Consider the following 26,929-nt stretch of genomic DNA (forward strand, 5'->3'; position numbering starts at 1 on the left):
CAGGCGCGCGCTTCATCTGCGGCCAAGATGCGCGCTACAATGGAGCACCCGGCTGCCAAACAGAGTTTCAGGTCGTGGCACTGACGCGCGATTCATTCAAAGGGATCGGCCCCAAGGCTTAAGGTGTTTGCTTCCAAAGCCCATGTCGGGCCAACGCGTCCGAGACTAGCGCCGACCAGACGTCGTATCCTCTCTCGTTGAGGTGCACGCCATCGGTTGTATAAGCGGCGTTCAGGAATCCGTTCCGGTCGACCATCAGCGCGTAAGTATCCAGAAGCGTATACCCGGCTTTGTCGCTTTCGGACTTGAGGAGGGCGTTGATTGTGCGCACCTTCTTGTTAGGTGCCGCGCCCCAGTTTAGTGGCGCGCCGGTCACGGGGAAGATGGTCTGCACAAAGATCAGCGAGCCGGGGCTTTGTGTGCGGATCCGATCGGCGATCTTCAGAATGTTTGACGCAGTAGTTTCGGGCGAATTGCCCGACCACAAGTCATTCGTCCCGATTAGCAAAAAAACGGCCCTGGGGCGGATGGCGATGATTTCGTCCAGCCTTAGTAACAGACCATCGGACGTATCCCAGCTTATGCCGCGGTTTCGGAGAACCAGATTATTTGCGACCGCCTCATTCCATACGTGAAGTTCGGTCAGGCTATCGCCAAGCATCACAATTTCCCGGCAGTTCAGCGGCGCTTCCGAGAAGTCCTCGAGACGTTCGCTGAAGTGCCGCTGTGCAGTTGGCGTCAGGGAAGAGGCAAATTCGGGGTCGATCAGAAAGGCGTCGGCGGGAATTTCCTGGCAGCCATCCAGTACCAGTTGTGCCGAAGGCGCCCTGCGCGCTTCCGCGGACAATCCGTTAGCGACAAGTAGCGCGGTGAGTGCAAGAACCCGAACGAGGTAAGCGCATTCCTGTCTGTTCATTTGGTCGCCCAATGCGCAACTTCTCTGCGACAAAATCCATTCACAGTGGATGTAGATAGTGAGCTTGACATTCATCGTCAACACTGAGATCCGGCGACGGACCATACGGCAATGACATGTGACGAACCTGGTATTAACGCCGGGTTCTGCAGAAGCGTCCCTGCCTTGCAGGCACTGGCCTCGTATGGCATGGAGCTTGCAGACGTTTCGTGGTCTTGGACGGTGACTGGAAACCAAATGCAAATGGAAATCAGCCTCCAGCCGGCACGTAGCGTCATACCGGTCAAAATCTACGAGTCAGAGCGCAAGGCCGCTATCTGGGAGCAGGCACTGCTGGCTGTCTGGTTTTTCGCGGTTTCCCTTCCGGTGCTCGAATTGGGGCCAATCCGCTTCGTTTGCATCGCCGCAATACTCTCTGTCTTCGCCTGGCACTTTCGTGAAACGATGCCGATGTTGCTGCGGAGTTGGCCGCTCCTTATCGTCCCGGTGATGGGCCTTCTGTCGATTTTCTGGACAGGATACCCGGGCAAAGCCATTCCAATAGCCATCCTCCTTCTTCTAACGCCGATTTTGCTGGTCACGATTGCTTCGCGCTTGCGTCCGGCTGAATTCTTTCGGGTGATGATGCTTGGCGGAACGCTCGCAGTGCTCTACTGCATCCCCTACATTCCAACCTTGCCCGAAGGCGGGCCCTACGACCAGAAGAACGTCCTCGCCTATCAGATGATGCTTGTGACGCTGGTCTCGTTCACGACTTTCCTGAATACGAACGAACACACGATCGTGCGGTTGATTGCCCTGGCGACAACGGTGGTCGCATTCTCGTTTCAGCTGATCGCGGATTCGGCCACCTCACTGGTCCTGGCTCTGCTTGGCGGAACCTTTTTGATTGCGGTGAAGACGTTCTGGGTCCCTGCGGAAAAGGTCGCTGATCTAAGGTTTGTGATCTTTTCTGTCGCGCTGATCTTGATCTTGTTGGTGGCGCTGGTCGTGTCGATGATGCCGCAGATCACCCTTCTGTCCGACTTTTTGAATCTCGTCGGCAAGGATTCGACGCTAACCGGCCGTACCGATATCTGGATCGGGGCGGAGATGGCTGCGGCCGAGCGTCCATGGACCGGACTCGGGCTTGCGGGCTTCTGGCAGCCCGACACGGGTCTCGCCGTGACGCTCAATGAGCTCACGCATACACCCCCGGGCCTGCCCATTTCGTTTCACAGCGCGTTCTGGGAAATTCGCGTCCACCTTGGCTTTATTGGCCTCGGCTTCATGATCTTCGCGATAGCATGGTCGGGTTTCCGCACTGTGCGCCTGTGGCTCCAGGAGGGATCGCTCGCTAATTCGGCGTTGATGCTGTTCTTCTTCATCATCCTGGTGTCGTCCTTCACCGAGTCATATGCGGCGCTATCCTTCAGTCCGATAGTGGCGCTCCTGTATTTTGGCGGACTTGCGGCATTCAGGAGCGGTGAGCGAAAGTTCATCGGTTCAGGTAATCTGGTGGAGACAGACGCATGAGTATGTCCGCATTTTCGATGCTCCAGCTGTTTCTCAGGCTTGGTTCGCTCGCACTTCTCTTGGGATTGACGCCGGCATGTTCTGCAGAGTCAGCTGAATTTGAGGGCCGCGAAATCTTCGTCATCGGCGACTCGATATCGACCGGCTATGGCGCGCTTGGGCATGGACCCAATTGCGAGGCGACGCCGGAAACAAACGCACCAGACCGGACCTATGCGGTACTGCTTGCAAAACAGCTGAAAGCCAAGCTGATCGTCGATGCGGTCGGGGGTCGCGGCCTCGTTCACAACGTCGAGGGCCAAAACGCCCCAACCGTGCGGGCCAAACTGATTGACGATCCTCAGATTCGGGCCGGGCCCTACAGCCATTTGGATCCCGCGCTCGTGATTGTGCATATCGGCACCAACGATCATTATCAGAACGATCCTGGTCCAGAATTCGAAACGGCCTACGAAACACTTCTGGAAGTGATAGCAGGAGCTTATCCCGACGCGCGCATCTTGAGCCTTTTCGGGCCTGCGCTGTACGGTGAAGATGCGGCGCGCGCGACCGGGTCTATCCATCGGGCAATCGATGCGGCGACCAGAAAGACCCATCGCGATATCCAGTTTCTGCACCTGAGCTATGACGACGATCCGGTGACCGCAATTGGCTGCCAGTGGCATCCCGGAACAAGCACCCATGAAAAGATGGCGAAAGCGATTGCCGTTATGCTGGCAGAAACAGCCCGGCCTTGAGCGAACGCCCCGCATCACCGGAGAGCGGACGCGTTCAGATCGATTCGCTGCAAATCCTGCGCGCCGCCGCCGCAAGCAGCGTTCTGCTATTTCACTACTTTCTATACCTGTATCTTGAATTCGGGTTGTTCGGCGGAAACCTCTTCGAGGTCGGCGCGTTTGGTGTCGATATCTTTTTCGTCGTCAGCGGCTTCATAATCTGCTTTGCGGGCCAGAATGAAACCTCGCCAGTGCGCTTCATGGTGAAGCGCATGAGCCGCATTCTGCCGCTCTATTACCTTCTGACCCTCTGCGTCTTTGTGGTCGCGCTCATCGCGCCGCACCTGCTTTATTCGACGACGGCGAACGTCGAGAACTTGCTACGATCCCTGTTGTTTATCCCTTACGCCAAGGAGAATGGTCTGGTGCAGCCGCTGCTGTTCCTGGGCTGGACGCTCAATTACGAGATGTTCTTCTACGTCATATTCTCGCTTTGCATGCTTGCCGGGCACCACCGCATTTTCGCGGTGCTCGCGGTGATTGTCGCGCTCGTCGTCTTTGGCTGGCTTGCGACGCCAGAATCTGTTCCGGTCCGCTTTTTCACGTCCGGCATCATGCTGAACTTTGCCTGGGGCTGTGTCGTCTACCTCGTCTATGAGCGCGCGCCAGAGTTGCTCAAGCTAGCGCGCCCGCTCTGGCTGCTCGCAGTCGCTGCGATCCTCGTCCAGAACTGGGTGCCGCTCCCTCTGCCGCGTGAATTTGCGTTTGGCCTTCCTTCGATGGTGCTACTTGCCGGCCTTCTGACAATGCCCGTTGGGAAGGGGCGCATCTCGAAGTTTTTCGTCACGCTCGGCGATGCCTCCTACTCGCTCTATCTCATTCACCCCTACATCCTACAGACCCTGTTCAAGGTCGCGATCCCGGTGCTTGGCGTCAACTGGGTATCGATCAGCCTTTCGAGCCTCTTGGCCGGCCTGATGACCGTCGGGGTCTCCATCTTCGTATTCCGCCTGGTGGAGCGCCCGACGAATCAATGGCTGCGCGCCTGTCTTCTGGCTTTTGACCGGAAGGTGCAGGCCTGAGTGGGGAGCTCGGAGTGCCGGAAACCGCTGCTTTGGCGGGCTGTTTCGGACGTGCCTCTGGCCCTTTTTGGAACAGTTCTTGCAGTCATTTGAAGCGCCAGCCTGTACAGACCTCAGCGCCGCGCATTAACACTCACCAAGCCCGTAGAATGCAGCCAGAAATCAAGTCGGACCCCGCGATGCTCCTCAATCACTTGCAACCGTCCAAGGTTTTCCAGCGGAGCATAAATCCGGCGAATTACCGCCCGGAGATCGACGGTCTGCGCTTCTTCGCGATCATGAACGTCATGATCGGGCATTTGCTCGAGCGGGTTGAACGGTTCTGGATCGCGCCCAATCCGCAGCTCGACAACGGCCCGATCAACGCGGTACTGCACTTCTTCGCCAGCCCAAACCAGGGTGTGCTTCTGTTCTTTGCGATCAGCGGGTTCATCATCGCGAAGCAGATGCAGGATGTCGCGGCCGGCCGATTCGATTCGGCCTTTGTGACCAAATATTATGTCCGGCGCATCACGCGGATATTCCCGCCCTATTATTTCATTATCTTCAGCACGTTCTGCGTTTATTTCTTCCTCGGTCTGCAGCCGTCGGGGCTTAACCGGTCGGCGATATCAGATGTGTCCCTGCCGCACAGCCTCCTGGCCAGCGTGTTTTATGTCCACGGCGCGGTCTTCGACTCCCTGCCACGTCTCTACGCGCTGGGCTGGTCCCTCGAAGTAGAAGTTCAGTTTTACGTTCTCGCGCCGCTGATCTTCCTCACCCTGTTTCGCGGCGACGATCGCGCCGCGCCCTGGCGCTTTGCAGCGATGCTCGCCGTGTTCTTCGCCGTCTCCTTCGTGGCAATCAACAAGATCGTTCCGGTCAACTCGTTCACCATCCTGTCCTACATCGTCTATTTCGGGGTCGGCATAATGCTGGCGCGGCATGAGGGCGCCTTCCGGCGGGCCTTCGCCCTGATCGGATCGCGCGCCAGCCTTGTGCTTGGCACGGCAACCGTGCTGGGCATGTTCTGGCTGGGCACCGCGCATTTTGAGCCGCTCGCGATGACGCTGTTCAGCTGGGCGTTCAGCCTCGGCATCATCGTCATCCTGTTCGGGCTGGCCTTCCAGCCGGATACGTTGTTCGGGCGTTTCTGCCGCTTGCCTTACATTACGTATATCGGGCTGGCCTGTTACTCGCTTTACCTGGTTCACCTGCAGCTCTTCCACATCGCGGCCCAGATCTTCGCCAGGTTCGTTCCGATCAACTATTTTACGCTGTTCGGCGGTTTCGCTCTGATCATGTTGGCCGGGCTCATTGCAGGATACGCATTCTTCGTGCTGGTCGAAAAGCCCTTCGCGTCATGGCGGCCATCTTCGTTGAAGGCCCGGAAAACGACCTGATGTTCATTTCCCAAAAAGCTCTGGCCTACTGAAGACCCCGAAAGGTCTGACGTCGTCGCCCACCCTCGGACAGACCAACCAGAACGCGCTATTCGAACGACTCGTCAGGAATAGGCGGCAGCTCCGAGGGGATCGGTTCGTCCGGCAGGCGTGGTTTAGCCTCGGGAATTTTGGTGTCGGACGGATTCTCGAATATGCGCCGGATGACGCCCGGTGCGAGTGCTGACAGCGGATTGACTGACACATTGGCTTTCTCGAGCGTTCCACTGACTGCGTAGGTGAGTGAAAACACGCCTTCGCCATCCCGGCCAACCACAAGGTCGCCGATGATCGGAATCCCGCCGAGCGCCGAGTTCATGCCAAAACTGGGCACAAGGACACCGTTGAACTCGATTGTCCCATCGTCCCCCTGGATGAAACCACTCGTCGTTAACCCAAGCGCCGGCCCCTGCGCCTTGGCACCCGTCACGACATAGCGGCCATTCGCCAATTTCAAAGGCACATCGATGCGGGAGAAGAGAACGCCTTCGCCTCCCAATGTATCTGCCAGTCCCCTGAGGGACGCCAGTGAAAGAATTTGTGTCAGAAATGGAGCGTTCCGCATTCGCACATCCGTGAGAACGATATCAAAGTCGGCCGGTGAACCATCCTTGGTGAATTTTCCGGTCAGGTCGAGATTGCCACCCTCCAGAAAGTCGGCGCCGATCCAGGCCTGCGCCATAAATCCTGCATTTCCACTCGTAATGTTCACCGTCGCCCCGTCCGGTAAGGTCGCATCGTATGTCGCAGAAAATGGAGAACCGTCATCGGCCTTGCCGGTGGCAGTAAAAATGGAGAGCCCCGTGGATCCTGTCTTGGCCATCAGCTTCGCCTCGCGCATGTCCAGCCCAGGCCGAAGCGTCAGAGCTTCAAGGTTGGCGCTAATGTCAAGAGGCGTCTTGTTGCCAGCATCCGCGCTTCCTGCCGCCCCCAGACCTGACATAACACCGGACAAATCCAGATAGGATCCGTCCAGTTTGACAATCAAGCCCCCAACCTGGGCCCGCGCGATATCACCCCCAAAATCGGCCTTGTTCTTGAGGTACGCCCGTCTCACAATCGCTGAAACAAGCTTTGAATCCTCGCTGAGCATATATTCACCATCAAGGCGCGCGTTTTCCGACGTGAACAGGACCGTCGATCTCGACAGGCTGCCGACTTTCTCAAACTGAATGGATGCCTTGGCTGGAACGCCTTTCGGCTTCACCCATCCAATCTCGGAAATATCCAGACGGGCCTCACCGAGGTCAAGCGACGTGTCGGCAGAAATCAGGTCATCTCCGGCGACCCGCGCCTGAAGTTCTATCGGGATCTCTCCAGACAGATAGGCGCGCCCCAGCACCCCGAAACGATTGAGAAGATCCGGTGTCACAACCGCCGTTGCCGACAGGTTTGATGGCTGGTCGCCGTCATTGAACGCATCGCGCCATGTAAACTGGACCGGCGACGGCCCAAGATCACCAAACCCGCTGACCGTGACACCCGCCTGACTGGCGTCGATCCTGAAGCTTCCCTTTGTGAGATCAAATCCCAGTGCAGCCTGCTTTAACCCACCCTGGGTCACCGTCCCCAAAGCGGAGAATCGAACATCCTCGTACGGCACATTATCAAGCGCCGGACGGAACATTTCGAAAGCCATCTCGGCATCACCCGTGAGCCTGCCCGGGTCAAACTCGATCTTGAATCGCGATTCAACGAGCGTCTTCATGATGTTTTTCGCAGGACCGCGTCCCTTCGCGAAGACCCTGAACGGAACACCTCGCGGATTGAAGGCCGGGAAATCGACGAGACCTTCATCCAGGGACCACCCACCGTATTCTCCGCTGTCAAGGACAACCTTGAACCCATTTCCGGTAAGGCGCCCCTTGCCGGTTGCATTTTCGACGGCCGGCAAGTCGTCGAGAAACCGAACGGACGCGTCGCGAACCTCAAAGTCCAACGTCAGATTTTCATCCTTTAAATAGCCCTCGGCGAAGCTGTCGCGCAGCAGGTCCATGTGTCCCTCTACCGACGACGCAACACCGGACGTGATCCGATTGGCCGCATACCGCCGGGCACCCGCTCCGAGACCGACTGGCCAGAAAGCCAATACCGTTTCCCGGCGAATATCACCCTGAGACGCGATGTCGAAACTCCCAATCACCGGTGGCTCGCCCTCCTGTCTGTCTGGTGTGAGTACGATCGAGCCGTAAGCCGTGAGTCGATCGCCGCCAGTCGTAAAATCGACCACAGCGTCCCGAAGCGCAAAACGCGACAGATCCACCTCTCCTTCGATACTGATTTTCTCGAGCGGAATGACGCTTTCAAAGGCCGGTGTAAAATCGAGCTGCATGGCAGGACTGGTCAGATTGAACTTGTGAAAACCCTGCCCCTTCATTGCATCCTGTATGTTCAGCAACGCGCGGCCCTTAAGCGGACCTGCGCGGTTACTGCTGGCTTCCAGTGTCAGCCCATCCGTTCCAGAATTGTATGCCGCCTTCAAGCCGAAATCCTGAACGTCGAACTCATTGCTGCCCAAAGGCAACCGGCCTTCTCCCGCAGCGATATCTACCAGTATCTGCTCGACACCGACGTCTCTTGAGACGTCGAACGACACGGCAACGTTTGCCGGTAGTCCATCAAACCGGTCACGGCTCATGCCGAGCCGGACCGCGAGATCTCCCAGAGGCCACTTCGCCACGGCAAATTCTGCCTTCAGATGATTGCCAAGGTTTGATGTTGCGAGCGTTGCTGCCAACCCGGCTGGTAAACCTTCGCCAACGCCACTGCCCGAGATCGCCAGGACGATCCCGCCTGCTTCGCGGGCAAGACGCCCTTTCGCCGCTCGTAACGTCAGCAGGTTCTTTTCGTCTGCGTCCCGAACATGCACTTCAAATTGATCGAACGATACGCGCTCCAGATCGACGACCGTTTCGGCCTGTTCCAGCGCGACAAGCAATTGAGGCAACACGTCATTGGCGCGCTCCAGCCATTCTGCTGGAGTGGTCGGCAACTTGCCGGACGGAATCTCGGGCAATGGATCACCCGCCATCTTCCATTTTGTTTCGGTGACGCTGTCGACATTTATCCAGCCATCGTCGAGATGCATTGCTATGACTTCGACTTTGCCGAATACGAGTGAAGAACCCGCAAGCGTTATGTCAGCAGTCTCTGCTTCAGCGCTCAGGCTGCCGGCATCATCAAATAATTGCACATTTTTTGCGTTTATCAGAACGCGACGGTCGTCTTGCGACCATTCGAGGAACACTTCACCGATCTTGACAGATCGTCCGCTTCTGGCGTCGGTCAGGGCGCGCTCGACATCGTCCCTGAAAACACCCAGTTCGAGCGGACCGCTCGCCAGCCGAAACGCCAGCAAACCGGCCGCGACCAGAACAAGCAGAATTAAACCGCCAAGTATTTCCAGAATTAACATCGAGGCGGTCTGGCGAACCAAGAGCACGCTCCTTAAAACTTCATGCGTCACGTTCAGAATAGCAAAGCTGCACGTCTTGGATATAAGCGCAGACCTTTTCAGGCACCATAGGAGGAATACATGAGCCAACCACTGGAAACTGGAGCGAAAGCGCCTGATTTCTCTGTTGAGACCACCGAAGGTCAGAAGAAACTCGCCTCATACAAAGGCAAGCATCTGGTTTTGTATTTCTATCCGAAGGACGACACGCCTGGTTGCACGAACGAAGCCAGGGATTTTTCCAGTCTCTCAAGTCAATTCAAAGCGGCAGGAGCAGAAGTTCTTGGCGTTTCCCGCGACACCCTCACCAAACATTACAAATTCATCGCAAAGCACGAACTGCAAATTCAATTGGGGTCAGATGAAGACGGCGCACTATGCGAAGCCTACGGAGTGTGGGTTGAAAAAAACATGTACGGCCGAACCTATATGGGTATTGCCCGCTCGACCTTTCTCATCGACCCGAAAGGTCGAATTAGCCGAATCTGGCCGAATGTCCGCGTGAAGGGTCACGCTCAAGACGTGCTCGATTCGTTAAATAGCTGACAGGTGGCGAAAAATTACACACTGGTCATCCAAAATTCCAAGCTTTAACAGGGGATTTACCCAATTAGACGAAAATTTGCATGAATTGTGTTCCCTAGGGCTTTCACCCCCGTTCGAAATGGGTATTTATGTGATCCACGGGTTTGGGAAACGTGCTGTAGTGTTTATTGCAGCATGGGGTGTGATTTCCAGTCGACAGGTGGCGTGAATGGCGAAGTGGAGTGCGAACGTTAAAGCGGCGTTTGATCGAGCGTTCCCGGAACGTCAGATTTATCACCGCAGCGGCGGCACGGTCCGGTACATCTCGGTCTCCCCCTGGCAGCAGGCTATTATCGCTGCAGGCGCTGCCGCGCTTGCTGGCTGGACCTTTTTTGTTACCGGCAGTTATGTGCTCGGCGGGCCTTCCAGCACCATCGCCGGCAATCCAGATGACCGCGAACTCGCCAAGTACGAACGCTGGGTTCAGGAATTAAGGGCGAAAGATGCCCTGTCCCGCTCGCTTCTCGAAGAACGCACAGACGCCTTTCAGAAGGAAACCGCGGAATGGGAAGATCGACAGAAGGCGCTTGAAGACCTTTTCGACAAGCTGAAGGGCGACGAAAACCTGGAGGTTTCTGCGCTGAAGGGTGACGGCACCGGCCTTTTGGTGAAAGCGTCGATTGAAGAAGCGGACAATCGTCAATCTCGCAACGTCTCTCACGTCACAGCATCGTTCGATACAAGCGGTACGCGGGTAAGCCTGAAAAACCTGAAATACGATCAGGAACGCATTCTTAATGAAGCTGAAGACATGGCGATAGACCGCGCAGAGCGCGCACGCGGCGTGCTTCAACTCACATCTGTCGGCAGCGACCGTATCATGTCGGGCGCCGAAATGGGCGGACCGCTCGTTTCGATAGCGACCATGACGTCAGGTGCAGACAAACTGTCGAACGCAGACACGACCTTTTACAATCGCCTCACTCAGACGCGAGCTCGCGTCGAAGAAATGCGCTACTACGAGCAAATCGTTGCAAGCCTGCCGCTCGGACGCCCGGTTGGTGTGCCCTACCGCCAGACCAGTGATTACGGCATGCGCATAGACCCGTTCAGGAAACGCCCAGGCTGGCACAATGGCCTCGATATGGCCGCCTATCATGCGGCTCCGATCATCGCAGCAGGGCCCGGGAAAGTTTCTTTTGCAGGTGCGAGCGCGGGATACGGACGCATGGTCGAAATCGATCACGGACACGGTTTCAAGTCACGCTATGGTCACTTGAGCGGTATTACGGTATCAAAGGGGGCGACTGTCGAAATCGGAGACTTGGTCGGCAAGATGGGGACCACCGGACGAAGCACGGGTGACCATCTTCACTATGAAGTCTGGTTCAACGGCAAACCTTATGATCCAGCGAAATTCTTGAAAGCAGGCCGTCATGTTCACTAAAAACAAAAACACAGAAACCACCCCGGCAGAGCCAGTCAAAGCCGCACCTACCCAGGACGCCATTCGCGGCGCGGCAATGAAGCCCGCTGCACGCGCGGCATCGATTATCTGCGCGGATATGAAGATCAACGGTTCGGTGATCTCGGAAGGCGCATTGCAGATCGATGGCGTCGTTGACGGTGACGTCAGCGCAACAGACATCACCATCGGCGCATCCGGATACATCACCGGCGAAGTCAAAGCCGAAGTCGTCAAGGTCAAGGGCAAGATCCGCGGTTCGATCCGCGCCCGGAAAGTCGAACTGGAATCCGGCGCCCATGTGAAGGGCGACATCGTCCATGCCTCACTGCAGATCCAGTCAAATGCCGTATTCGAAGGCCAGGTGAAACACGCCGACGACCCGTTGAAGGACACAGGCCCCAAGGGCGCGTCTTCGCCAACCGCTGCGAATGAAACATCGTCACCGCTGGGTCATTCCGGAACGACCTCATTCGGAGTATCCTCTTCGGCGTCGTGAGCGTCTGGCAACTTCAACAGACTCAGGTTCTGGAAAGAGCCGCCGGCGAGGCATACGCTGGCGGCTCTTTCAATTGGGCCAGGCAACCTGCCCGTCCAGTCTACCGGCCCTTGTGGTGAAAGTCTCGATGTAACCGTCCGGTCTTCCCGCCCTTGTGGTGAACGCCTCGATGCTGATTTTGGTCGGATGGAGGCGGATAGTGTCCGCCTGATTTAAGTGGACACGATCCGACCATGTTTGACCATAAGCCTGTGCGCAAGCGGCGGAGTTATTCAAGGGCGTTCAAGCTCCAGGTCCTGGCCGAGACGCGGGAGCCGTTTGTGTCGGTAGCCGAAGTGGCCCGCCGACATGGCATGAACGCGAACGTCATTTTCAACTGGCTTCGTGACCCTCGCTTTGGCGGTGACAAGGCGGTCACGGGTTTCCTTCCGGTCAAGATCGGTCCGGCGCCTGTCGCGGTGACCGCCCAACCTATGTCGGGACCAGGCGATGACGTGATCGTGGAACTGGCGGCGGGAGCACGTATCCGCTGCAGGGACGAGCCATCCCTGGTGAGGGTGTTGCGTGCCCTGAGGCAGGTGACATGATCCCGGTTCCGGCTACGACCAGGGTCTGGCTGGCGGCTGGCGTGACCGACATGCGCAAGGGCTTTAATGGCCTTTCCGCACTGGCCGAGAAGGTCCTGGAGGGGGATCCCTTCTGCGGCCACCTGTTCGTGTTCCGGGGACGCGGAGGTGATCTTGTGAAGATCATCTGGTGGGACGGCCAGGGCGCGTGCCTTTTTGCCAAGCGCCTTGAGCGCGGCCGGTTCGCCGGGCAATCGATCCGCTGGGGGCTGTTGAAAAAGTCGTTTCAGGTCTGCGCTGAGACGGGTCGAGCCGCGTTCCATGTGATGATCAATCGGAACAAAAGCACGATTGCGGCCGCCAGCTTCTTGAGGTTCATGGCAATTGCTGTCAGCAAGGCTTGGATCTTCATGTTTTCGAGGCCCATTCGGACGGCTCTGGCGAGTCCATGGAGAGTCTTGGCCGTCCCGTGCGCACCTTCGACCCGCCATCGGTGGCGGGTGTAGATTGCGTATTCGTCTTCACCCCAAGCCGCGCGCTTGCGTCGGGCGCGAAGAATTGCGGCATGGTTTGTCACGATGTGAACCCTGCGCGACGGGCCCGCCTTGGGCAGACACTGCGCCTTAAGGGGACAGCGCGCGCAGTCGCGACGATCGGCGCGATACCATCGCCCCGATTTCGTGGTGCTTCGGGCCGTCAGCTGCTTCTTTGCCGGGCAGCGGACAACATCATGATAGGGATCGTATTTGAAACGTTCGGTCGCAAAGCCTGTGCGCCTGCCCGCCGGGTCGCGGGCCGAGGCGGTATGACACCCTCGATCTCGCGGTCTTCAAGGACGGCATAGACCTTTCCCACGCCGTAGGCCGCATCCGCCGTGATCCGGTCCGGGGCCATCGCGAGGGTCTCTTCGATGGCGTCGAGGCGTTGCTCGAACTGACCCGTATCATGCGCCTCACCCGTCACGATTTCCACATCGACCACGACACCTTCCAGGTCATCCACAGCGGTATGCTGCTTGTAGGAAGGGCGCAGCGGCGCCATCGAGGACGTGGCCATTGTTGCGTCGGGGTCCGTGCGGCAGACCTTCTTGAACTTGCCGATCGTGCGCGCGTCGCGCGCCACGTCATTGACGTCGAGGGCGGCATCAATATGGCGCGAAACCAGCGCATCCATGCTGACATTCGCCCGGATCAGACTGGCGTCGATGTGGACGGTCTCGGCTGAGACCAGACCGGCCGCCTGGCACTGCCGCACGACGCGGGTGAAAATCCGGCGGAACACGTCTTCACCCCAGCGTTAGCGGATGCGCGTCAACGAGGAATGATCCGGCAGGGCTTCATGCAAGGCGTAGCCGATGAACCAGCGGATCGCGAGGTTGACCTGCGCTTCACGCATCAGCCGCCGGTCCTGGACGACCCCGAGCAGGAAGCCCGCAAGCATCAGGCGCACAGCCACTTCGGGATCGATACCGGGACGGCCATTCTCGGCACAATAAAGCTCGGCCACCTCAGCGCGAAGCCATCCCAGATCGAGAACCCGATCTATCCGCACCAGGACATGATCATCGGGGATCAGGTCACGCAGCGAACCGGTGATGAACAACTCCAACTGTCCGCGTTCCTTGCGACCCAACATGTCAACTCCAAAGCAGCAGATACGAATCACAGTGAATCAACAGTCAGAGGCTTTTTCAACAGCCCCCGCTGGATCGATTGCTGATCCGTATCACTGTGGCCGGCGGCGAAGAATGGCAAGGTACACCTCAGCCAGGCGCAACTGTCGATGTTGCTTGAAGGGATCGACTGGCGGATCACGAAGCAGACATGGCGGCCTCTGACGACAGGGTAAAGCGATTTTCGGGATTCACTGGGGAGGCGAAGCAGGGTAGTTTCCTGCCTATGTCGGATGTGGCTGATCTTCCCGATGATGTCGAAGCGCTGAAGGCGATGCTGCGCGACGCGCATATCGAGTTGCGTGGCCGCGACCTGCTGATCGAGAAGCTGAAGCTCCAGTTGTCAGGGATGGCCCGTCATCGGTTCGGATCACGGCCGAAGGCCTCCAGCAGCTCCAGCTGATGCTGGAAGACCTGGAGATCACCCGCAGCACAGAGGTTCCCGCTGGCGCGCCAGAGCCTGCCTCGAAGGACAAGCTAGCCCGCAAGCCGCTGCCGGATCATCTGCCAAGGACCGAACAGGTGCTTGAGACGGGCGAGGCCTGCAATGACTGCGGCGGCAAGCTGAAGCGCGTTGGCGAGGATGTGACCGAGGAGCTCGAGTATGGTGAGACGGAAATGCAATCGCACCGCGACTGCACGTCGAACGGCCGGTTCATGGTGAACCGCTATGTGCGCCCCCGCATGGCCTGCACCTGTTGTGACCGGTTCCACCAGGCCCCGCTTCCCAGACGTCCGATCGAACGCGGTCGCCCCGGCCCGGGCCTGCTCGCGCATGTCCTCGTCTCCAAGTATGCCGACCACCTGCCACTCTACCGGCAGAGCCAGATCTATGCCCGTGAAGGCATCGAGCTTGAACGTTCGACAATGGCCGACTGGGCCGGCAAGTCGACAGCATTGCTTGAGCCGATGGCTGAGGCGATTGGGCAGCATGTGCGCGCGGGCGCTGCGATCCATGCCGATGATACACCGGTGTCGGTTCTCGCGCCCTTCAACGGCAAGACAAAGACCGGCAGGGTCTGGGTCTATGCGCGCGACGAACGAGCTCACGGATCGGGCGCACCTCCAGCGGCGTTCTATAGGTTCAGTATGGACCGCAAGGGCATCCGCCCCGCAGAGCACCTGAAGGGATACTCCGGGTTCATGCATGCCGATGGCTATGCAGGGTTCGAAGAACTTTACCGGTCCGGCAGGATCACCGAAGTCGCCTGTCTGGCCCATATAAGGCGCAAGTTCTTCGATATCGCCAAGGCGACCGGTTCAGCTGTTGCGACCGAAGCGGTGGCGCGCATTGCGGCGCTTTACGCGGTCGAAGCCGAAGCCCGCGGCCAGCCGCCAGACACACGTGTTGAAATACGCCAGGCAAAAGCCCGGCCGGTGTTCGATGACCTGATCAGCTGGCTGCAATCTGAACTACCAAAGATCTCCGGCAAGTCAGACCTGGCAAAGGCCATCCGCTATGCCCTGACACGCCTGCCGCGGCTGGAAATCTATCTGTCGAATGGGCATCTGGAGATCGACAGTAAGACGGATCAGCTATCGCACTGCGATTTCCCGTCGAACGCCGCCGAACGCGGCATGCGGGGCCTGGCTATCGGGCGTAAAAACTGGCTGTTTGCAGGCTCCGAGGGCAGAGGACATGCCGCTGCCATCGCCTACACCCTGATCGAGACCGCCAGGCTCAATGACGTGGATCCACAAGCCTGGCTCACGCATATCCTGTCCCGGATTGCCGATCATCCGATCAACCGCGTCGCAGATCTCGCGCCCTGGAACTTCCCCGATCGCAGCGCCCGGGATAATCTCGTGGCATGATTGACGCCGCCCGCCTCCGGATCACGCTTCACGACCTCAACCCGGCGCCATGGCGCGTGATCGAAGTTCCGCTTTCGATGTCGTTGAAAAACCTTCACGACGCGATCCAGGCCGCGTTTCTCTGGCAGGACTATCACCTCTGGGAGTTCGAGATCGGCGATAAGCGCTACGGCATGCCCTTTGACGACGATCCGGACATGAAGGTCCACAAGGCCAGCATCGCAAAGCTCACACGGCTCAAAAGCATGAAGGGCGAGAGCTTCCTCTACACCTATGACTTCGGTGACAACTGGGAACACCGCATCGATGTTCTGGACGTCTTCGAAGCCGAAACTGGCGCGCGCCTGCCACGGTTCATCGAAGGGGAGTACAGGACACCGCCTGAAGATGTCGGCGGTCCTCATGGATACGAGATGTTCCTCGAGGCCATCTCTGACCCTTCGCATGAAGAACACGATCAAATGCTCAACTGGTATGGCCGGAAGTTCGATCCCCAGAATATCGACCGGCAAACCGTTCGCCTGTGGTTTGGAAGTCTCGCAAAGGCCAGGCCGGCGAAGAAGTGATCAAGGGCGCTCAGGCCGGACGCTTACGTCTCGATCCTGATTTCGCCAGGATGTGCCCGTTTGCACATCCCCAGTTCTTCATGTTCTTCTCTGTGCCTCATCAAAGCCGGAGAAACCCAGTTCTCAAGTCCCTTGTTTCCGGGATGATTACCGCCCCATATCAATCCTGTGGGAAGGTCCCGTTGAAAGTTCTTGCGGTAACCCCCGGGTAGCTTCGCAGCGGATCGGCTTCAAAGCCTGCTTGGCGAAAGCGCTCTATGGATGATGACAGAAAGCTGTCGTCGCAGAAAATATTGGCACGCACAGTGGTGACGTGATCAAATCGTTCAGCTAACTGATCAATCGAAAGTTCCGACACGTCGTCTTCTGCAACGATGCGCGCAAGGCTCTCTTCAAGATGGGGAAGCCGAGCCGTAGCGGGCATGCCGTACAGCTTGCGCCATTGCGCATTTGTCACGGGCAACAGATTATTATTTGAACGCAGGAACAGGATGCTAGTGTCTGGAGCATAGAAGCTAACGGCAGGATGACTGAAGGGCTCGCAAAGGACAATTGCGCTGCGATCACCTCCGGGACTTTCGGCGACCGCCGACCTCCAGTCCTGTACAATATGTGCCCCGTAATGGTCTTTATCCTTGCCACGGCCGAGATAGCTCGCTGATGACACAAGGCTCAATGAAATCGCGATACACGCGATCAAAATGGCGACGAACCGCGACCTCAGAAATGCAAGAACGACTCCGACGCTGAGCGCGCCACCGAATATGGCAGGCAATACTGTTCGCTCCATGAAGATCGGCTTGTATACGAAGCCGAACATCCAAATAAAGAATGGGAAGGCGATCAGATGGAAGCAGACGACCGTGAGCAACGTACCGCCGCGTCGCAAGGCAATGATGGTGCCAGTTCCGATTATAGCCAGATACGCCAAGGCTCCTGGAACACTGATATTGTTGGGTAGAATCGTTACAAGAAGCGTCCTGATCGCCTCAATCGGACGGGCTTGTTCCAGCCAGGTAAAGTCAGCCGAGGTTGAGAAAAGCGTCATGAGCCAGGGAAGCCAGGCAAGAACGACCAGTCCATTCAACACGACAAGCCTCAGGCAAAATCGAACCAGCTCCCTTGGGCTGGTAAAAAGCACAACAAGCGCCCAGGCCATGTTTGCAGATGCGATATAGAATACAGCTGAGTTGTGCGTGTACAGCGCCGCGACGGCCGCGATGTTATAAGTCGCTAACCAGCCCAGCAATGTTGTCCTGTTGGGAACGGGATCATCCGAGCGCAGAGCCTGCACCACTTGGAAAAGCGCTGAGTAAGAGAGAAGAAGAAAGGCCGACAAGAGCGCATAATTGCGGCCATCATCCGCATAGACCAGGCTTGTGTAAGAGGTTGCACTCAGTGCCAAAGTCACGAGTGCTCCGACATTGCCGATCAGCCATTTGGTCAGGAAATAAACGACCAGCAGGGTAAAAGTTGACGCCAGCGCCGACGCAATGCGCACAGTTGCTTCGCTTAAACCGAAGGCGAAAAAAACTTTTACCAGCGAATAGAACAAAGGCGGATGGACATCGAACGGAACGCCCCAGAGGTGAGCAAAAGGCAGCTGTGCAACTGAAAGCGTGTACGCCTCATCCGCCCAGAGGGAGTCATGAGACAGCGTAGCCAGGCGCAGAAATGCACCGAGGACGAGCAGCATGGCAAGGCCGGTATACTCAGTTCGTGCAGACACATGACGGGGAGCGTCAAGCAGAAGACTATCTGCCTTCCGTATATGCCAGTCCAGGCGACCAGGATGTATCAACGCGACGATCCCCTGAAGGCCCAGAACTTGCTCGCAATAAACAGGAATCCGGCAACTCCAAGAATGGTCAGGCCAAAGACAATCCGCGGAGGACAGCCGAGTGTTTCCACGAACAGCACCACGCTGGCCTGGTTGAGCAAAAATCCCGTCATCGCAAGAACAACAAACCGACCCGCTGATTGCCGCGTCAGATCAGAACCCCGACCATAGCGCTTAGCAGAGAATGTAAAAAAGGCATGCCCAACATAGCTGATGGGCAAAGCCGCCAGGAAGGCAAGAATGTTCGCGCGCGATGCACCCAGGCCAGCGTGTTCTATCAGCCAAATGGCGGTGCCAAAGTGTGTCAGGGAGGCGGCAAGACCAACCGCGCCAAAACAGGCCAATTCCACGGTGCGCCGGTCCAGTTTCAATGGGTTCATTTTCTGGCCGTTTCTGGCGGCCCGCCGACCGGCACATCTGGCAATGAAGTCGCATTGCTGTCGATACTTGCCTCAAATCCTTCCATCTCGTTGATCAGGTATATTGGCCGCTGCTTGACCTCTATGAAGATACGGGAAATATATTCACCCATTGCCCCCATGCTGATCAGAATAATCCCATTGAACAATAGAATGATGCTCAGCGTGGACGCATAGCCAGGCGTATCTATGCCCGTCAAAATCGTTCGAGCGATGAGAAACGCCATGAAGATGATGGCGACCATGCTCACAAGGAAGCCAAAATAGGACCATATCTTCAGTGGCAGGGAGCTGAAGGAAAAAATGCCATCAAGCGCAAAATTCCACAATTTCAGATAATTGAACTTGGTGCTCCCCGCAGCACGTTGCGGACGGGTATAGTCGAGGGTGATCTGGCGAAAGCCGACCCAGGCGAACAGACCTTTCATGAAGCGGGAGCGTTCGGGAAGTTGCTTCAGCGCGTCCACCACGATCCGGTCCATCAGCCGGTAGTCACCGACATTCTTGGGGATTGCCGGCTTGGCCATTCTGGAAAACAGTTCATAGAACCAACGGGATGTCGCACGTTTCAACACGCTGTCGCTCTGACGATCCATCCGACGGGCCAGTACAACCTGAGCGCCGTCCCGCCAGGCCTTCACCATGGCGTCGAGCAATTCCGGCGGGTCCTGAAGGTCTGCGTCCATAGGAATGACGGCACGTCCTGAGGCTATATCGACCCCGGCGGAAAGCGCGGCTTCCTTTCCGAAGTTACGCGATAGATTGACAATCTTGATATTCGGGTTTTCGGAGCGATGTGCGCGCAGCAAACTGAACGTGTCGTCTTTGCTACCATCATTCACGCAGACGATTTCATAGGAGACTGTGACGTCTTCCAAGATGGGCACAACTGTTTCAAAAAAATGCGCACAGTTTTCCGCCTCATTGTACCAAGGCACAATGATCGATATTTCCGGTTTTTGCATATCTCGACCCTGTACGATTGAAAGTCCCGGTTGCTGTCTGCCGGTTCACACGCCCGGCCCATGCGCTCGGTGAACATCAAGTGTGAAGCCTTTATGAGCATGACTAAGTGCAAGTCCAATACCACATACCCGGCTTCGTCGTGATCGTCGAACCATGGATGGCAGGCTTGCTTCAGACCTGAACATCTGTGTTCGAAAAGCATAGGTTCTGCCCTGGAAGTCGATCGCGCCAATAACTCGGGATCGAGGAACCCGTATCCGGGCCACATTGATGAGAGCCAAACTCCCCATCGACCTGCCTTCTTTCTCGTCCATTGTCGACCCTCCCAGCCTCGAAGGAACCAACCATACAATCAAGTGGGCGAAAGATCCTGAAGGTTATCAGAGGCAATGCCACTTCGTCGGGAACGAATAGCCGAATACATAAAGAACCCCGAGCGTTCAACTCGGGGCTCTTGATTAATGCACGCTCAAACTGAGGACGCGAAGATTTTGGCTAAATCAAGTGCCCTGCCCTTTGCACTCTGGCGTGGCGTTGAACTTGGCTTCGGCAGCTTCCAGACGATCCTTGATCGTCTTGCAATTCTCCGGGAGATTCTCTTCTCCGAGAACAGCGAGCCGCTTACAGATTTTCGCCTCGTTCTCTACGTTGAGCCAGGCAGACTGAACTTCGAAACAGACGAGAGCACGTTTGGTGTTCTCCTCCGAGTTCATGAAGTCGATCCAGCTACGCCCTGCAGTATTGCCTGCCGTCTTGAAGGATTCCCGCGCCCCGGAGCGATCACCACGCTCATAGCGCGACTGCCCGATCAGAACGTAAGCGTTGCCGCGATCCTTGACGCCGCCCATGCTTATCGCCTTGGTAAGTGCTTCTTCCGATTCTTTCCACTTCTGGAGGTCGGCATAGGAGCGACCGAGACGTTCATACATCGCACCGCCACCGCCGGCATCAGCAGCCTGCTTGATGACCGGGATAGCCTTTTCGTGTTCACGTGCAACCTGATAAAGGTTCGCCAGCAGCTCAAGCCGCTCCAGGTTCTTCGTGATGCGCCCCGCATTCATCTCTTTCTCGAGAATGCGCGCGGCATGATACGGCGCGTTAAAGCGATTGTAGAAGTTCACGATGCGCATGAGCTCGTCCTGCGTCGTCAAAAGACCACCAAGATACATCGCTTTTTGAACTTCGAATGCCTTGCGCTCTTCATTATCCGCAAAATAGTTGCCTGCGATCGCATCCCAGTATTTCCGCTCAGTCGGATTGCGCTCTACGAGCACCTCCAGAACCTCGGCCATTTTCGCCTTTTCGTCAGTCTGGTTGTAAAGGAACAACAAGAGATCATAGACTTCCTGCTTGAAGTTCGATCCGTCTTCACGGCGAACCTCCTCAGCCCAGCGGACCGCTTCCTTGAACTTGTCTGCACGCTGATTAAGGACAGCCAGTTGCCACTTTTGCGTGCGGTCTGGCTTGCCACCAGCCTGCTGCCACTTGTTCATATATTCAAGCGCTTTGACGAGATCTTCTTCCTGAAGATAGATCTGGGCAATATTGTAATAGGTCTGCGCAGCGTCCGCTTCTGGAATGTAGCCCTTGTTCAGAGCTGTCAGAAGATCCTGCACCGCACCTTTGCGATCACCGTTCTCGATCTTGATGTAAGCAGACAGCTTGATGACAGCGCCTTCTTCGTAGCAATTCAAAGGCTGAGAGCGCAGTGAATTGAGTTTCGCAATCGCGGTCGCAAAATCCTTTTTGACCATCGCTGCCTGTTCGGCCTCGAGATAGGTCTGTCCCGTTTTCGAGGTGAATTCTGTCTCGGTACAAGCCTGCGCCAGCGCGGCACCCGCTCCCATCGTGACCATCAGGCCCACGACAACGGCGCTCTTGAGAGTTGCTCTAATTCCCATCTTTCCTCTCCTGACCGCGCTGCTCGCGGCGTTTGGCCCAATCAATCGGAATTGTTGGGCGGGATCAAGAACTTCTGCGCGAAAAATGAAGCTATTTCACAGCGCGCTTCTGCCCGATTTAAGGTGTGCGTATCCATAACTTTATGGGTCGCTATCACCCGTTTCGTCAATGTAATTCGTCATCCGACATCTCGCCATTCATCACTCATCACGAGATGAGAGCAGGAATGCTCCGACTGACACCGCACAGGCAGACTCTGCTCGAACGGAACGAAGGTAATCAAGTTCGACAATGTTACCTTATATCATTTTCGCCGCTTTCACTCAAGCCATCCTCAAACCAGGTCGACCAGAGCTCACACCCCCACCGGTTTCCAAAAAAAGAGCGCCCCAAGGGAGCGCTCTTGATTGAGTGAGGAGCCTATGCAGGTCCGATCCTATTGGAGTTTGAATTCGAGCGGATACACAACATTCTTGCGCTCTGCTGCTTTGCCCCGAATGATCTTCGGTGCGAATTCAACTCGGGAAACGGCCCGTTCAGCTTCGCGCGTAAACATGTCGTTCGTGCACGTTGCCTGGACATTGTAGGGGCGCCCGCGCGTGTCCACATCGAAACGGACATCGCAGTTTCCTTCAATGCCGCGCTCTGCCGCACGTTGCGGGAACGAAGGCGTTGGTGGACGAATAGGTTGAGCGTCCCGGTCGGAAATAGCCACCGGGTCGATCGCAAGCGACTGCATCCGGCCGAGGTTCAGCTCCGTTGGCGCGGCGCCCGCGATTTTCGGAGTCGGAAGGTTGATCTGCGACTTGGTCGCTGACACTTTCGGTGGCGGTGGCGGCTTCGCAGCTGAATCAAGACGCTTCGGCTTGGAGCGCTGGCGTGTCCGGATTTCGCTGTCCTGCTGCTGTGGTGTGATCGCCGAAAGAACCCGCTGCTCACCCTTATCAACCCTGATTTCGGTGACGTTGATCAACGAACTCATAAGAATGAAGAGCAAGTAGACGATCGGCACCGCAATCGCGAATGCCACCACTAACCTGAGAAAAGGACTGTTGAACATGTCTTGGTCTCCTACTCTCGCTTGGCCGAAATATTGATGACCGTCGCGCCGTCGATCTTGTTGATCGTTTCCATCACGTCGACAAGCACTTCGGCTTGCGAATCCACATCGGCTTGAACGACGACCTCACCCAACGGATTGTCCTCACGCAATTGCTTGAACGTAAAGCCCATTTCGTTCGGATCGACCTTCTTTTTGTCGATGTAGATTTCACTGTCCTTGTTGATTGCGATGAGGATCGCAAGCGGTTTGACCTGGGCTTTGTTGTCCACTTCCGGACGAACGATTGGAACCCCGGGCTCCTTGATGAACTGGGCTGTCACAATGAAGAAGATCAGAAGAATGAACACAACGTCCAGCATGGGCGTCAAGTTGACGTCGTCTTCCGCTCCTCCGCCGCCACTGGCGGACTGGCGTTTTCTGCGTGCCATGTCTTGTCGCTCCTCTTATTCTACTGCTGTCAGGACAAGGTTAACCCGGTCCATATAGCCAGCGTTGTAAGCTGCATCCCGGATCAGAACGATAACACCGCTCTTGGCCTTGGGATGGGCCTGGATAACGACGGCACTCTCCGGCGTCTCGGCCCGGACACGCTCAATATTCGCCCGAACCGAACCGATGTCTGTCGCGCGCCCGTTCACGGTGATGAGGTTTGACTCGTCAATCAGGATCAGGATGGCGGGCACCTGTTTGTCTGGCTCCTGTTCCGGAGCAGGCGGAGGTGGAGGTTCAAGTCCCAGCGCCTCTTCCTGAGCAAACGTTGCCGTCACAATGAAGAAGATCAGAAGAATGAACACCACGTCCAGCATCGGCGTGAGATCGACATTGGCTTCGTCCACATTTCTTGTTTTGCGTCCGCGCATCAACCGATCTCCATCTCGTCTTCAACCCACTGGACAGACCTGTTCACGCGGCGATCCATGCCGGATGTGAAGAGAATGCCAGAAAGCGACGCGACCATGCCGGCCATTGTCGGGATCGTGGCACGCGACACACCGGCCGACATGGCCTTAGCATCCGCGCCATTGGTGATGGCCATGACGTCAAACACAGCCACCATCCCTGTCACCGTTCCAAGCAGGCCGAGAAGCGGCGCGAGCGCCACCATGGCCTTGGTCAACTGAACGTTCTGTTCGGCTTTCAAACGAACTTCAGACACCAGCTTGTCTTTCACCCAATGGGCTAATGTTGATTTCCGATCGGAGCGCGAGCGCCACTCCGCGATCGCTTCCGCGGCCACCTGCTTGTGAGCGAACCTGAAATAGAACAACCGTTCCAGGATAAGTGCCCACATGAAGAATGTTGCTGCCATAATGACAATCAACACGGGACCGCCACGATCGAGGAAAGCTTGTAGATCTGCAAAACCCATATCGGGTTCCTCCTCCTCGAGTGAAACGAGGGGGATGGCTTACGCCATCGCCCCGCGCAGGGATTCCGCTTTCTCGGCAACCAGGCCAGCAGCCTGCTCGTCGAGGATTTGCTGGTTGGCACGCGCCATCGACGAGGCAACAGCGTGGATCAGCAAGAGCGGAATGGCGGCCACAAGGCCAAACACGGTGGTCATAAGTGCGACCGAGATACCGCCAGCCATCAGTTTCGGATCGCCTGCACCGTAGATCGTGATCGTGGTGAAGGTAATGATCATACCGATAACCGTACCGAGAAGTCCGAGCAGAGGAGCCACAGCCGCGAACACCTTGATGATGTCGTTGAAGCGCTCAATGCGTGGAGATTCACGGAGGATCTGTTCGTCGAGTTTGAGTTCAAGCGTCTCGATGTCGGTGTTGCGGTTCGTCTCATACGCTTCGAATACGCGCGCCAGCGGGTTGCCGGTGCCTGCTTGACGGGTTTTCGCGGTTTTCCGCATCGCCCCGCCCATCGTGAAGAGCGTGAACATCTTATAGAAGCCGATCAGGATACCGATAGCCGCAAGCACGGCGATCACAGCACCAACAGGGCCACCCTGCTGGAGACGATCACTGAACTTCGGAAGGTCGCCGAGAATGCCGAACAGGTTGCCCTTCGAAGGATCAACCGGCGCGCGAACGATCTGGTCGGGGCCCGCATTGATCAGCGAACCCATTCCCGACGCGAACGCGCCAGCGGGCTGTTGCTTGAAGGCCTGCAGGAACGTGTCGCCACTGCCAGCCTTTTTCACTTCAACAAACTTCTTGCCGTTCGTTGTCGCGGCGGTGAACACGCCGACACGCATCAGCTCGGCTTCAGCGTTCGAACCGTCAGGACCGATGCCATCGACCACGGCGGTAAACGTTTTCACTTCTGACTGCGCCAGCATTTCCTGCAGCATTGCCTTCGGCAGACGTTCAAGCTGAGCCCGGTTAGGAAGTGTGCGGGCTTCGGCAATTTCTGCAATGCCTTCAACGCGGTCGGGATAGTCAAAGTTCGCAAACGAGTTCGCAATCTCTGGCATCGTTTCACCAGCTGCAGTCCGGAACTGGCCGAGCAGTTCCTGGAAGTCACCCGCCTGTTCAGATACTTGAGCTTCAAGAGCACCAAGCTCTGCTTCGTTGGCGTCAAATTCAGCGCCGAGTGCACGTCCGCGAGCCTCGACAACTGCAAGCGCATTGCGCGCCTCAGCCATCTTGGCTTCCTGGGCATTCTTGTCCTGCTGGAACTCGCGCAGGCGAGCCTGGTCAGCGGCGGACATTTCATTTGAGTCCTTGCGGATGCTGTCCAGAACCGACTTCAATGTCGCCTGTGCATCTGCAGGAGCCGCAAGTGTTACTGAGCTGAGACCGAGCAGCGTTGCCGCGCCCAGAGCCTTCAGCGAGGATTTAATATTCAACATTTTCTGTACCTCTTGTTCCCTGGATCGCGCCGACTATTCGACCGAGAATTTCTGAACCGGAGCAAACAGGACGTCCTGTTGTGCCTTGCCCTGCGCAACGCGGATCGCCTTGGCGATATCAGGCGCATATTTGCCAGGAAGCGATTCCCAAGCACCCGTCGCCCTATTGTAGCGAGATGCCTTGCCGTTTGGCGTCAGATAGACGAGTGCAACGCGGCCATAGAGGAACATGTCAACCGTCGTCGGGTTACCGTCGAGGTCGATCTCTTCCTGCCAGGTGCTGATCGTGCGGCCGTATTCCATTTCAGCCTGATAGGCGTCCATGATGAGCCGGTACTGCTCAGCAGCCGTAACATTGGGCTGCTGCATGATGCCGACCAGACCTTCGAGACGGGCTTCACGTTCCGTCTGCTTGAATGGAAGGTCAGCTGCAACGAAGTTCTGAAGCTCTTCAACCATGCTCAGGAGCATTGGGACCGTCTGAGCCGTGATGTCGTCGATCGACCCAAGCTGCTCGGTAAGAGACACGATCTCTTCGCGCTGGCTCTTCACAACAAGTTCCTGCTGCTTGGAGTAGAGCTCGGCAGCGTCGCGACGCTGCAGCAAGGTCCGATACTCGCGAACCATATCGGTGCGCTGATCGTCGAGCTGGTTGATTTGTTCCTGGACTTGTTCAGCACGCCGTGTGGCCTGCTCGCCCGTATTAAGCGCATCGCGCAACTGAGCCTGGGCCGGAATGGCCAGTCCAGCAATCAGCGCAGCGGCAATGACGCCGCGAGCTGGTGACAGAAGTTTCTTCATGAGGTTTGCCTCTCACTCTCCAAACGGTCGCGCAAAAAATTTGCGCGGGAAATTCGACAATCAGGCATCCTGCTAGCGAAGATGTCCCGGTTTCAATGCCTGGCCAAAAAACACACCGGCCGAGTTATGTTGGAAGTCGCAAGGCGAAGACGCCCGACACCTGCCCATTCTGGAGCGCTGCTCGCTCTCTCGCTTTGACCCTTGCCATTCTAGCAACAAGTCCGCAACGCCCTTATTTGCGAACTTCGACGCTAACAACCCTGAACGACGGGATCAACAAGGCTTTACGATTCGTTTAGAAAATATCCGCGTCACGCGCGAACGCAACTCTTGCAATACAGTAACAAAGAAGATTGCGCCATCGCGAACACCTGAGCGGCTCGAGACATAGGTGACAGATTGTACCGGACACATGGGTAACACTTTCCGCTTTGGCGGGAGGTTACGATGCCATGGAAGGAACAATCGAAAATGGACGAGAGACTGCGCTTTGTCGCCCGCCGGCTGGAGGGTGAATCGATGACGGATCTTTGCCGGGAGTTCGGAATTTCGCGCAAGACCGGCTACAAGATCTTCAATCGTTACAAGGAAGAGGGGCTGATTGCCCTTGAGGATCGCTCCCGACGGCCGGTGCGGTATGCCAACCAGCTGCCGGTGCCCATCGAGCGGGCGATCATCGATGCCAAAAAGGACAAGCCCCACTGGGGCGCCCGCAAGATCAGGGAGCTCCTGGTGCGGCGCCTGGCAGGTGACGTGCGCATTCCCGCCCGCTCGACCATTCATGCTGTCCTTGACCGCTACGGCCTTGTGAAGCGGGCAGGCAAGAGGCGCCAGAGGGCATTGGGAACCTCCCTTTCATCCGGATCGGTTCCCAATGCCCTCTGGTGTGTCGACTTCAAGGGAGAGTTCCGTCTCGG

At 56.9% G+C, this 26,929-nt stretch carries 24 protein-coding genes and 3 pseudogenes; 14 read left to right on the top strand and 13 right to left on the bottom strand.

Annotation, left to right across the window (positions count from 1 at the left end):
- Positions 1-118 precede the first annotated feature (118 nt).
- The gene (locus VR74_RS17705) at positions 119-991 is read right to left on the bottom strand and encodes a GDSL-type esterase/lipase family protein (protein WP_299951163.1); all 873 of its coding nucleotides are present in this window, start codon (positions 989-991) and stop codon (positions 119-121) included.
- 168 nt (positions 992-1,159) lie between these two features.
- Between VR74_RS17705 and VR74_RS17710 the strand changes: the two genes are divergently transcribed.
- The 4 genes from VR74_RS17710 to VR74_RS17725 all read left to right on the top strand — a co-directional run bounded on the left by VR74_RS17710 (position 1,160) and on the right by VR74_RS17725 (position 5,611).
- Positions 1,160-2,431 (top strand): O-antigen ligase family protein, encoded by a 1,272-nt coding sequence (locus tag VR74_RS17710; RefSeq protein WP_045699011.1) that lies wholly within the window; start codon positions 1,160-1,162, stop codon positions 2,429-2,431.
- Positions 2,428-3,168, top strand: coding sequence for an SGNH/GDSL hydrolase family protein (locus VR74_RS17715; protein ID WP_299951140.1), 741 nt, complete (start codon positions 2,428-2,430; stop codon positions 3,166-3,168). Before VR74_RS17710 ends, VR74_RS17715 begins: the two co-directional genes overlap by 4 nt.
- Complete coding sequence (locus tag VR74_RS17720) at positions 3,165-4,229, top strand: acyltransferase (protein ID WP_045699013.1); 1,065 nt, start codon at positions 3,165-3,167, stop codon at positions 4,227-4,229. Before VR74_RS17715 ends, VR74_RS17720 begins: the two co-directional genes overlap by 4 nt.
- 179 nt (positions 4,230-4,408) lie before the next feature.
- Positions 4,409-5,611: an acyltransferase gene (locus VR74_RS17725; RefSeq protein WP_299951145.1), complete on the top strand. Its 1,203-nt coding sequence runs from the start codon at positions 4,409-4,411 to the stop codon at positions 5,609-5,611.
- 88 nt (positions 5,612-5,699) lie between these two features.
- Here VR74_RS17725 and VR74_RS17730 read toward each other — a convergent pair whose 3' ends face one another.
- A complete protein-coding gene (locus VR74_RS17730; protein ID WP_299951148.1) occupies positions 5,700-9,086 on the bottom strand; it encodes an AsmA-like C-terminal region-containing protein in 3,387 nt (1,128 codons plus the stop codon).
- 99 nt (positions 9,087-9,185) lie between these two features.
- Between VR74_RS17730 and VR74_RS17735 the strand changes: the two genes are divergently transcribed.
- From VR74_RS17735 to tnpB, 5 genes and pseudogenes are all read left to right on the top strand, one after another.
- Positions 9,186-9,650, top strand: coding sequence for a peroxiredoxin (locus VR74_RS17735; RefSeq protein WP_045699018.1), 465 nt, complete (start codon positions 9,186-9,188; stop codon positions 9,648-9,650).
- 208 nt (positions 9,651-9,858) lie between these two features.
- A complete protein-coding gene (locus VR74_RS17740; protein ID WP_045699021.1) occupies positions 9,859-11,076 on the top strand; it encodes a M23 family metallopeptidase in 1,218 nt (405 codons plus the stop codon).
- Positions 11,066-11,593, top strand: a complete 528-nt coding sequence (locus tag VR74_RS17745) for a polymer-forming cytoskeletal protein (RefSeq protein WP_045699023.1) — start codon at positions 11,066-11,068, stop codon at positions 11,591-11,593. Before VR74_RS17740 ends, VR74_RS17745 begins: the two co-directional genes overlap by 11 nt.
- A 233-nt stretch (positions 11,594-11,826) precedes the next feature.
- On the top strand, positions 11,827-12,180 hold the full coding sequence (locus tag VR74_RS17750) for a transposase (protein WP_045699024.1): 354 nt from the start codon (positions 11,827-11,829) through the stop codon (positions 12,178-12,180).
- Positions 12,177-12,404: pseudogene (gene tnpB, locus VR74_RS17755) on the top strand (IS66 family insertion sequence element accessory protein TnpB); the annotation flags it as partial. The gene VR74_RS17750 and the pseudogene tnpB, both read left to right, overlap by 4 nt.
- A 41-nt stretch (positions 12,405-12,445) precedes the next feature.
- On the opposite strand, the pseudogene VR74_RS17760 reads toward tnpB, so the two are convergent.
- Positions 12,446-13,794: pseudogene (locus VR74_RS17760) on the bottom strand (IS1182 family transposase).
- Between the two features lie 93 nt (positions 13,795-13,887).
- On the opposite strand from VR74_RS17760, the pseudogene VR74_RS21615 reads away from it, so the two are divergent.
- The 4 genes and pseudogenes from VR74_RS21615 to VR74_RS17770 all read left to right on the top strand — a co-directional run.
- Positions 13,888-14,007, top strand: a pseudogene (locus tag VR74_RS21615) (IS66 family insertion sequence element accessory protein TnpB); the annotation flags it as partial.
- The gene (locus VR74_RS21295; RefSeq protein ID WP_299951150.1) at positions 13,983-14,234 is read left to right on the top strand and encodes a hypothetical protein; all 252 of its coding nucleotides are present in this window, start codon (positions 13,983-13,985) and stop codon (positions 14,232-14,234) included. The pseudogene VR74_RS21615 and the gene VR74_RS21295, both read left to right, overlap by 25 nt.
- Positions 14,234-15,646 carry an IS66 family transposase gene (locus VR74_RS17765; RefSeq protein ID WP_299951153.1) on the top strand — a complete coding sequence of 471 codons (1,413 nt, stop codon included), beginning with the start codon at positions 14,234-14,236 and terminating at the stop codon, positions 15,644-15,646. Before VR74_RS21295 ends, VR74_RS17765 begins: the two co-directional genes overlap by 1 nt.
- On the top strand, positions 15,643-16,212 hold the full coding sequence (locus tag VR74_RS17770; RefSeq protein WP_045699026.1) for a plasmid pRiA4b ORF-3 family protein: 570 nt from the start codon (positions 15,643-15,645) through the stop codon (positions 16,210-16,212). Before VR74_RS17765 ends, VR74_RS17770 begins: the two co-directional genes overlap by 4 nt.
- 160 nt (positions 16,213-16,372) lie before the next feature.
- On the opposite strand, the gene VR74_RS17775 is transcribed toward VR74_RS17770, so the two are convergent.
- From VR74_RS17775 to VR74_RS17820, 10 genes are all read right to left on the bottom strand, one after another.
- A complete protein-coding gene (locus VR74_RS17775) occupies positions 16,373-17,908 on the bottom strand; it encodes a glycosyltransferase family 39 protein (RefSeq protein ID WP_045699027.1) in 1,536 nt (511 codons plus the stop codon).
- A gap of 101 nt (positions 17,909-18,009) precedes the next feature.
- A complete protein-coding gene (locus VR74_RS17780; RefSeq protein ID WP_045699030.1) occupies positions 18,010-18,432 on the bottom strand; it encodes a GtrA family protein in 423 nt (140 codons plus the stop codon).
- Positions 18,429-19,436 carry a glycosyltransferase family 2 protein gene (locus tag VR74_RS17785; protein ID WP_045699032.1) on the bottom strand — a complete coding sequence of 336 codons (1,008 nt, stop codon included), beginning with the start codon at positions 19,434-19,436 and terminating at the stop codon, positions 18,429-18,431. Before VR74_RS17785 ends, VR74_RS17780 begins: the two co-directional genes overlap by 4 nt.
- Before the next feature lie 501 nt (positions 19,437-19,937).
- Entirely contained in the window at positions 19,938-21,338 is a 1,401-nt protein-coding gene (locus tag VR74_RS17790; protein WP_045699034.1) for a tetratricopeptide repeat protein, read from the bottom strand.
- Positions 21,339-21,775: 437 nt separating this feature from the next.
- Complete coding sequence (locus tag VR74_RS17795) at positions 21,776-22,399, bottom strand: energy transducer TonB (protein ID WP_045699035.1); 624 nt, start codon at positions 22,397-22,399, stop codon at positions 21,776-21,778.
- Between the two features lie 11 nt (positions 22,400-22,410).
- Positions 22,411-22,830, bottom strand: coding sequence for a biopolymer transporter ExbD (locus VR74_RS17800; protein ID WP_045699037.1), 420 nt, complete (start codon positions 22,828-22,830; stop codon positions 22,411-22,413).
- A gap of 15 nt (positions 22,831-22,845) precedes the next feature.
- Positions 22,846-23,262, bottom strand: coding sequence for a biopolymer transporter ExbD (locus tag VR74_RS17805; protein WP_045699039.1), 417 nt, complete (start codon positions 23,260-23,262; stop codon positions 22,846-22,848).
- A complete protein-coding gene (locus VR74_RS17810) occupies positions 23,262-23,771 on the bottom strand; it encodes a MotA/TolQ/ExbB proton channel family protein (RefSeq protein WP_045699041.1) in 510 nt (169 codons plus the stop codon). The genes VR74_RS17805 and VR74_RS17810 overlap by 1 nt, the downstream gene beginning before the upstream one ends.
- Positions 23,772-23,810: 39 nt before the next feature.
- Positions 23,811-25,211: a MotA/TolQ/ExbB proton channel family protein gene (locus VR74_RS17815; protein WP_045699043.1), complete on the bottom strand. Its 1,401-nt coding sequence runs from the start codon at positions 25,209-25,211 to the stop codon at positions 23,811-23,813.
- A gap of 33 nt (positions 25,212-25,244) precedes the next feature.
- Positions 25,245-26,012, bottom strand: a complete 768-nt coding sequence (locus VR74_RS17820; RefSeq protein ID WP_045699046.1) for a DUF3450 domain-containing protein — start codon at positions 26,010-26,012, stop codon at positions 25,245-25,247.
- A gap of 447 nt (positions 26,013-26,459) precedes the next feature.
- Between VR74_RS17820 and VR74_RS17825 the strand changes: the two genes are divergently transcribed.
- The coding region (locus VR74_RS17825) for a helix-turn-helix domain-containing protein (RefSeq protein ID WP_045699084.1) at positions 26,460-26,929 on the top strand (470 nt) is incomplete at its 3' end.

Origin of the sequence: Hyphomonas sp. BRH_c22, from assembly GCF_000961795.1 — a bacterium.
GTDB lineage: Bacteria > Pseudomonadota > Alphaproteobacteria > Caulobacterales > Hyphomonadaceae > Hyphomonas.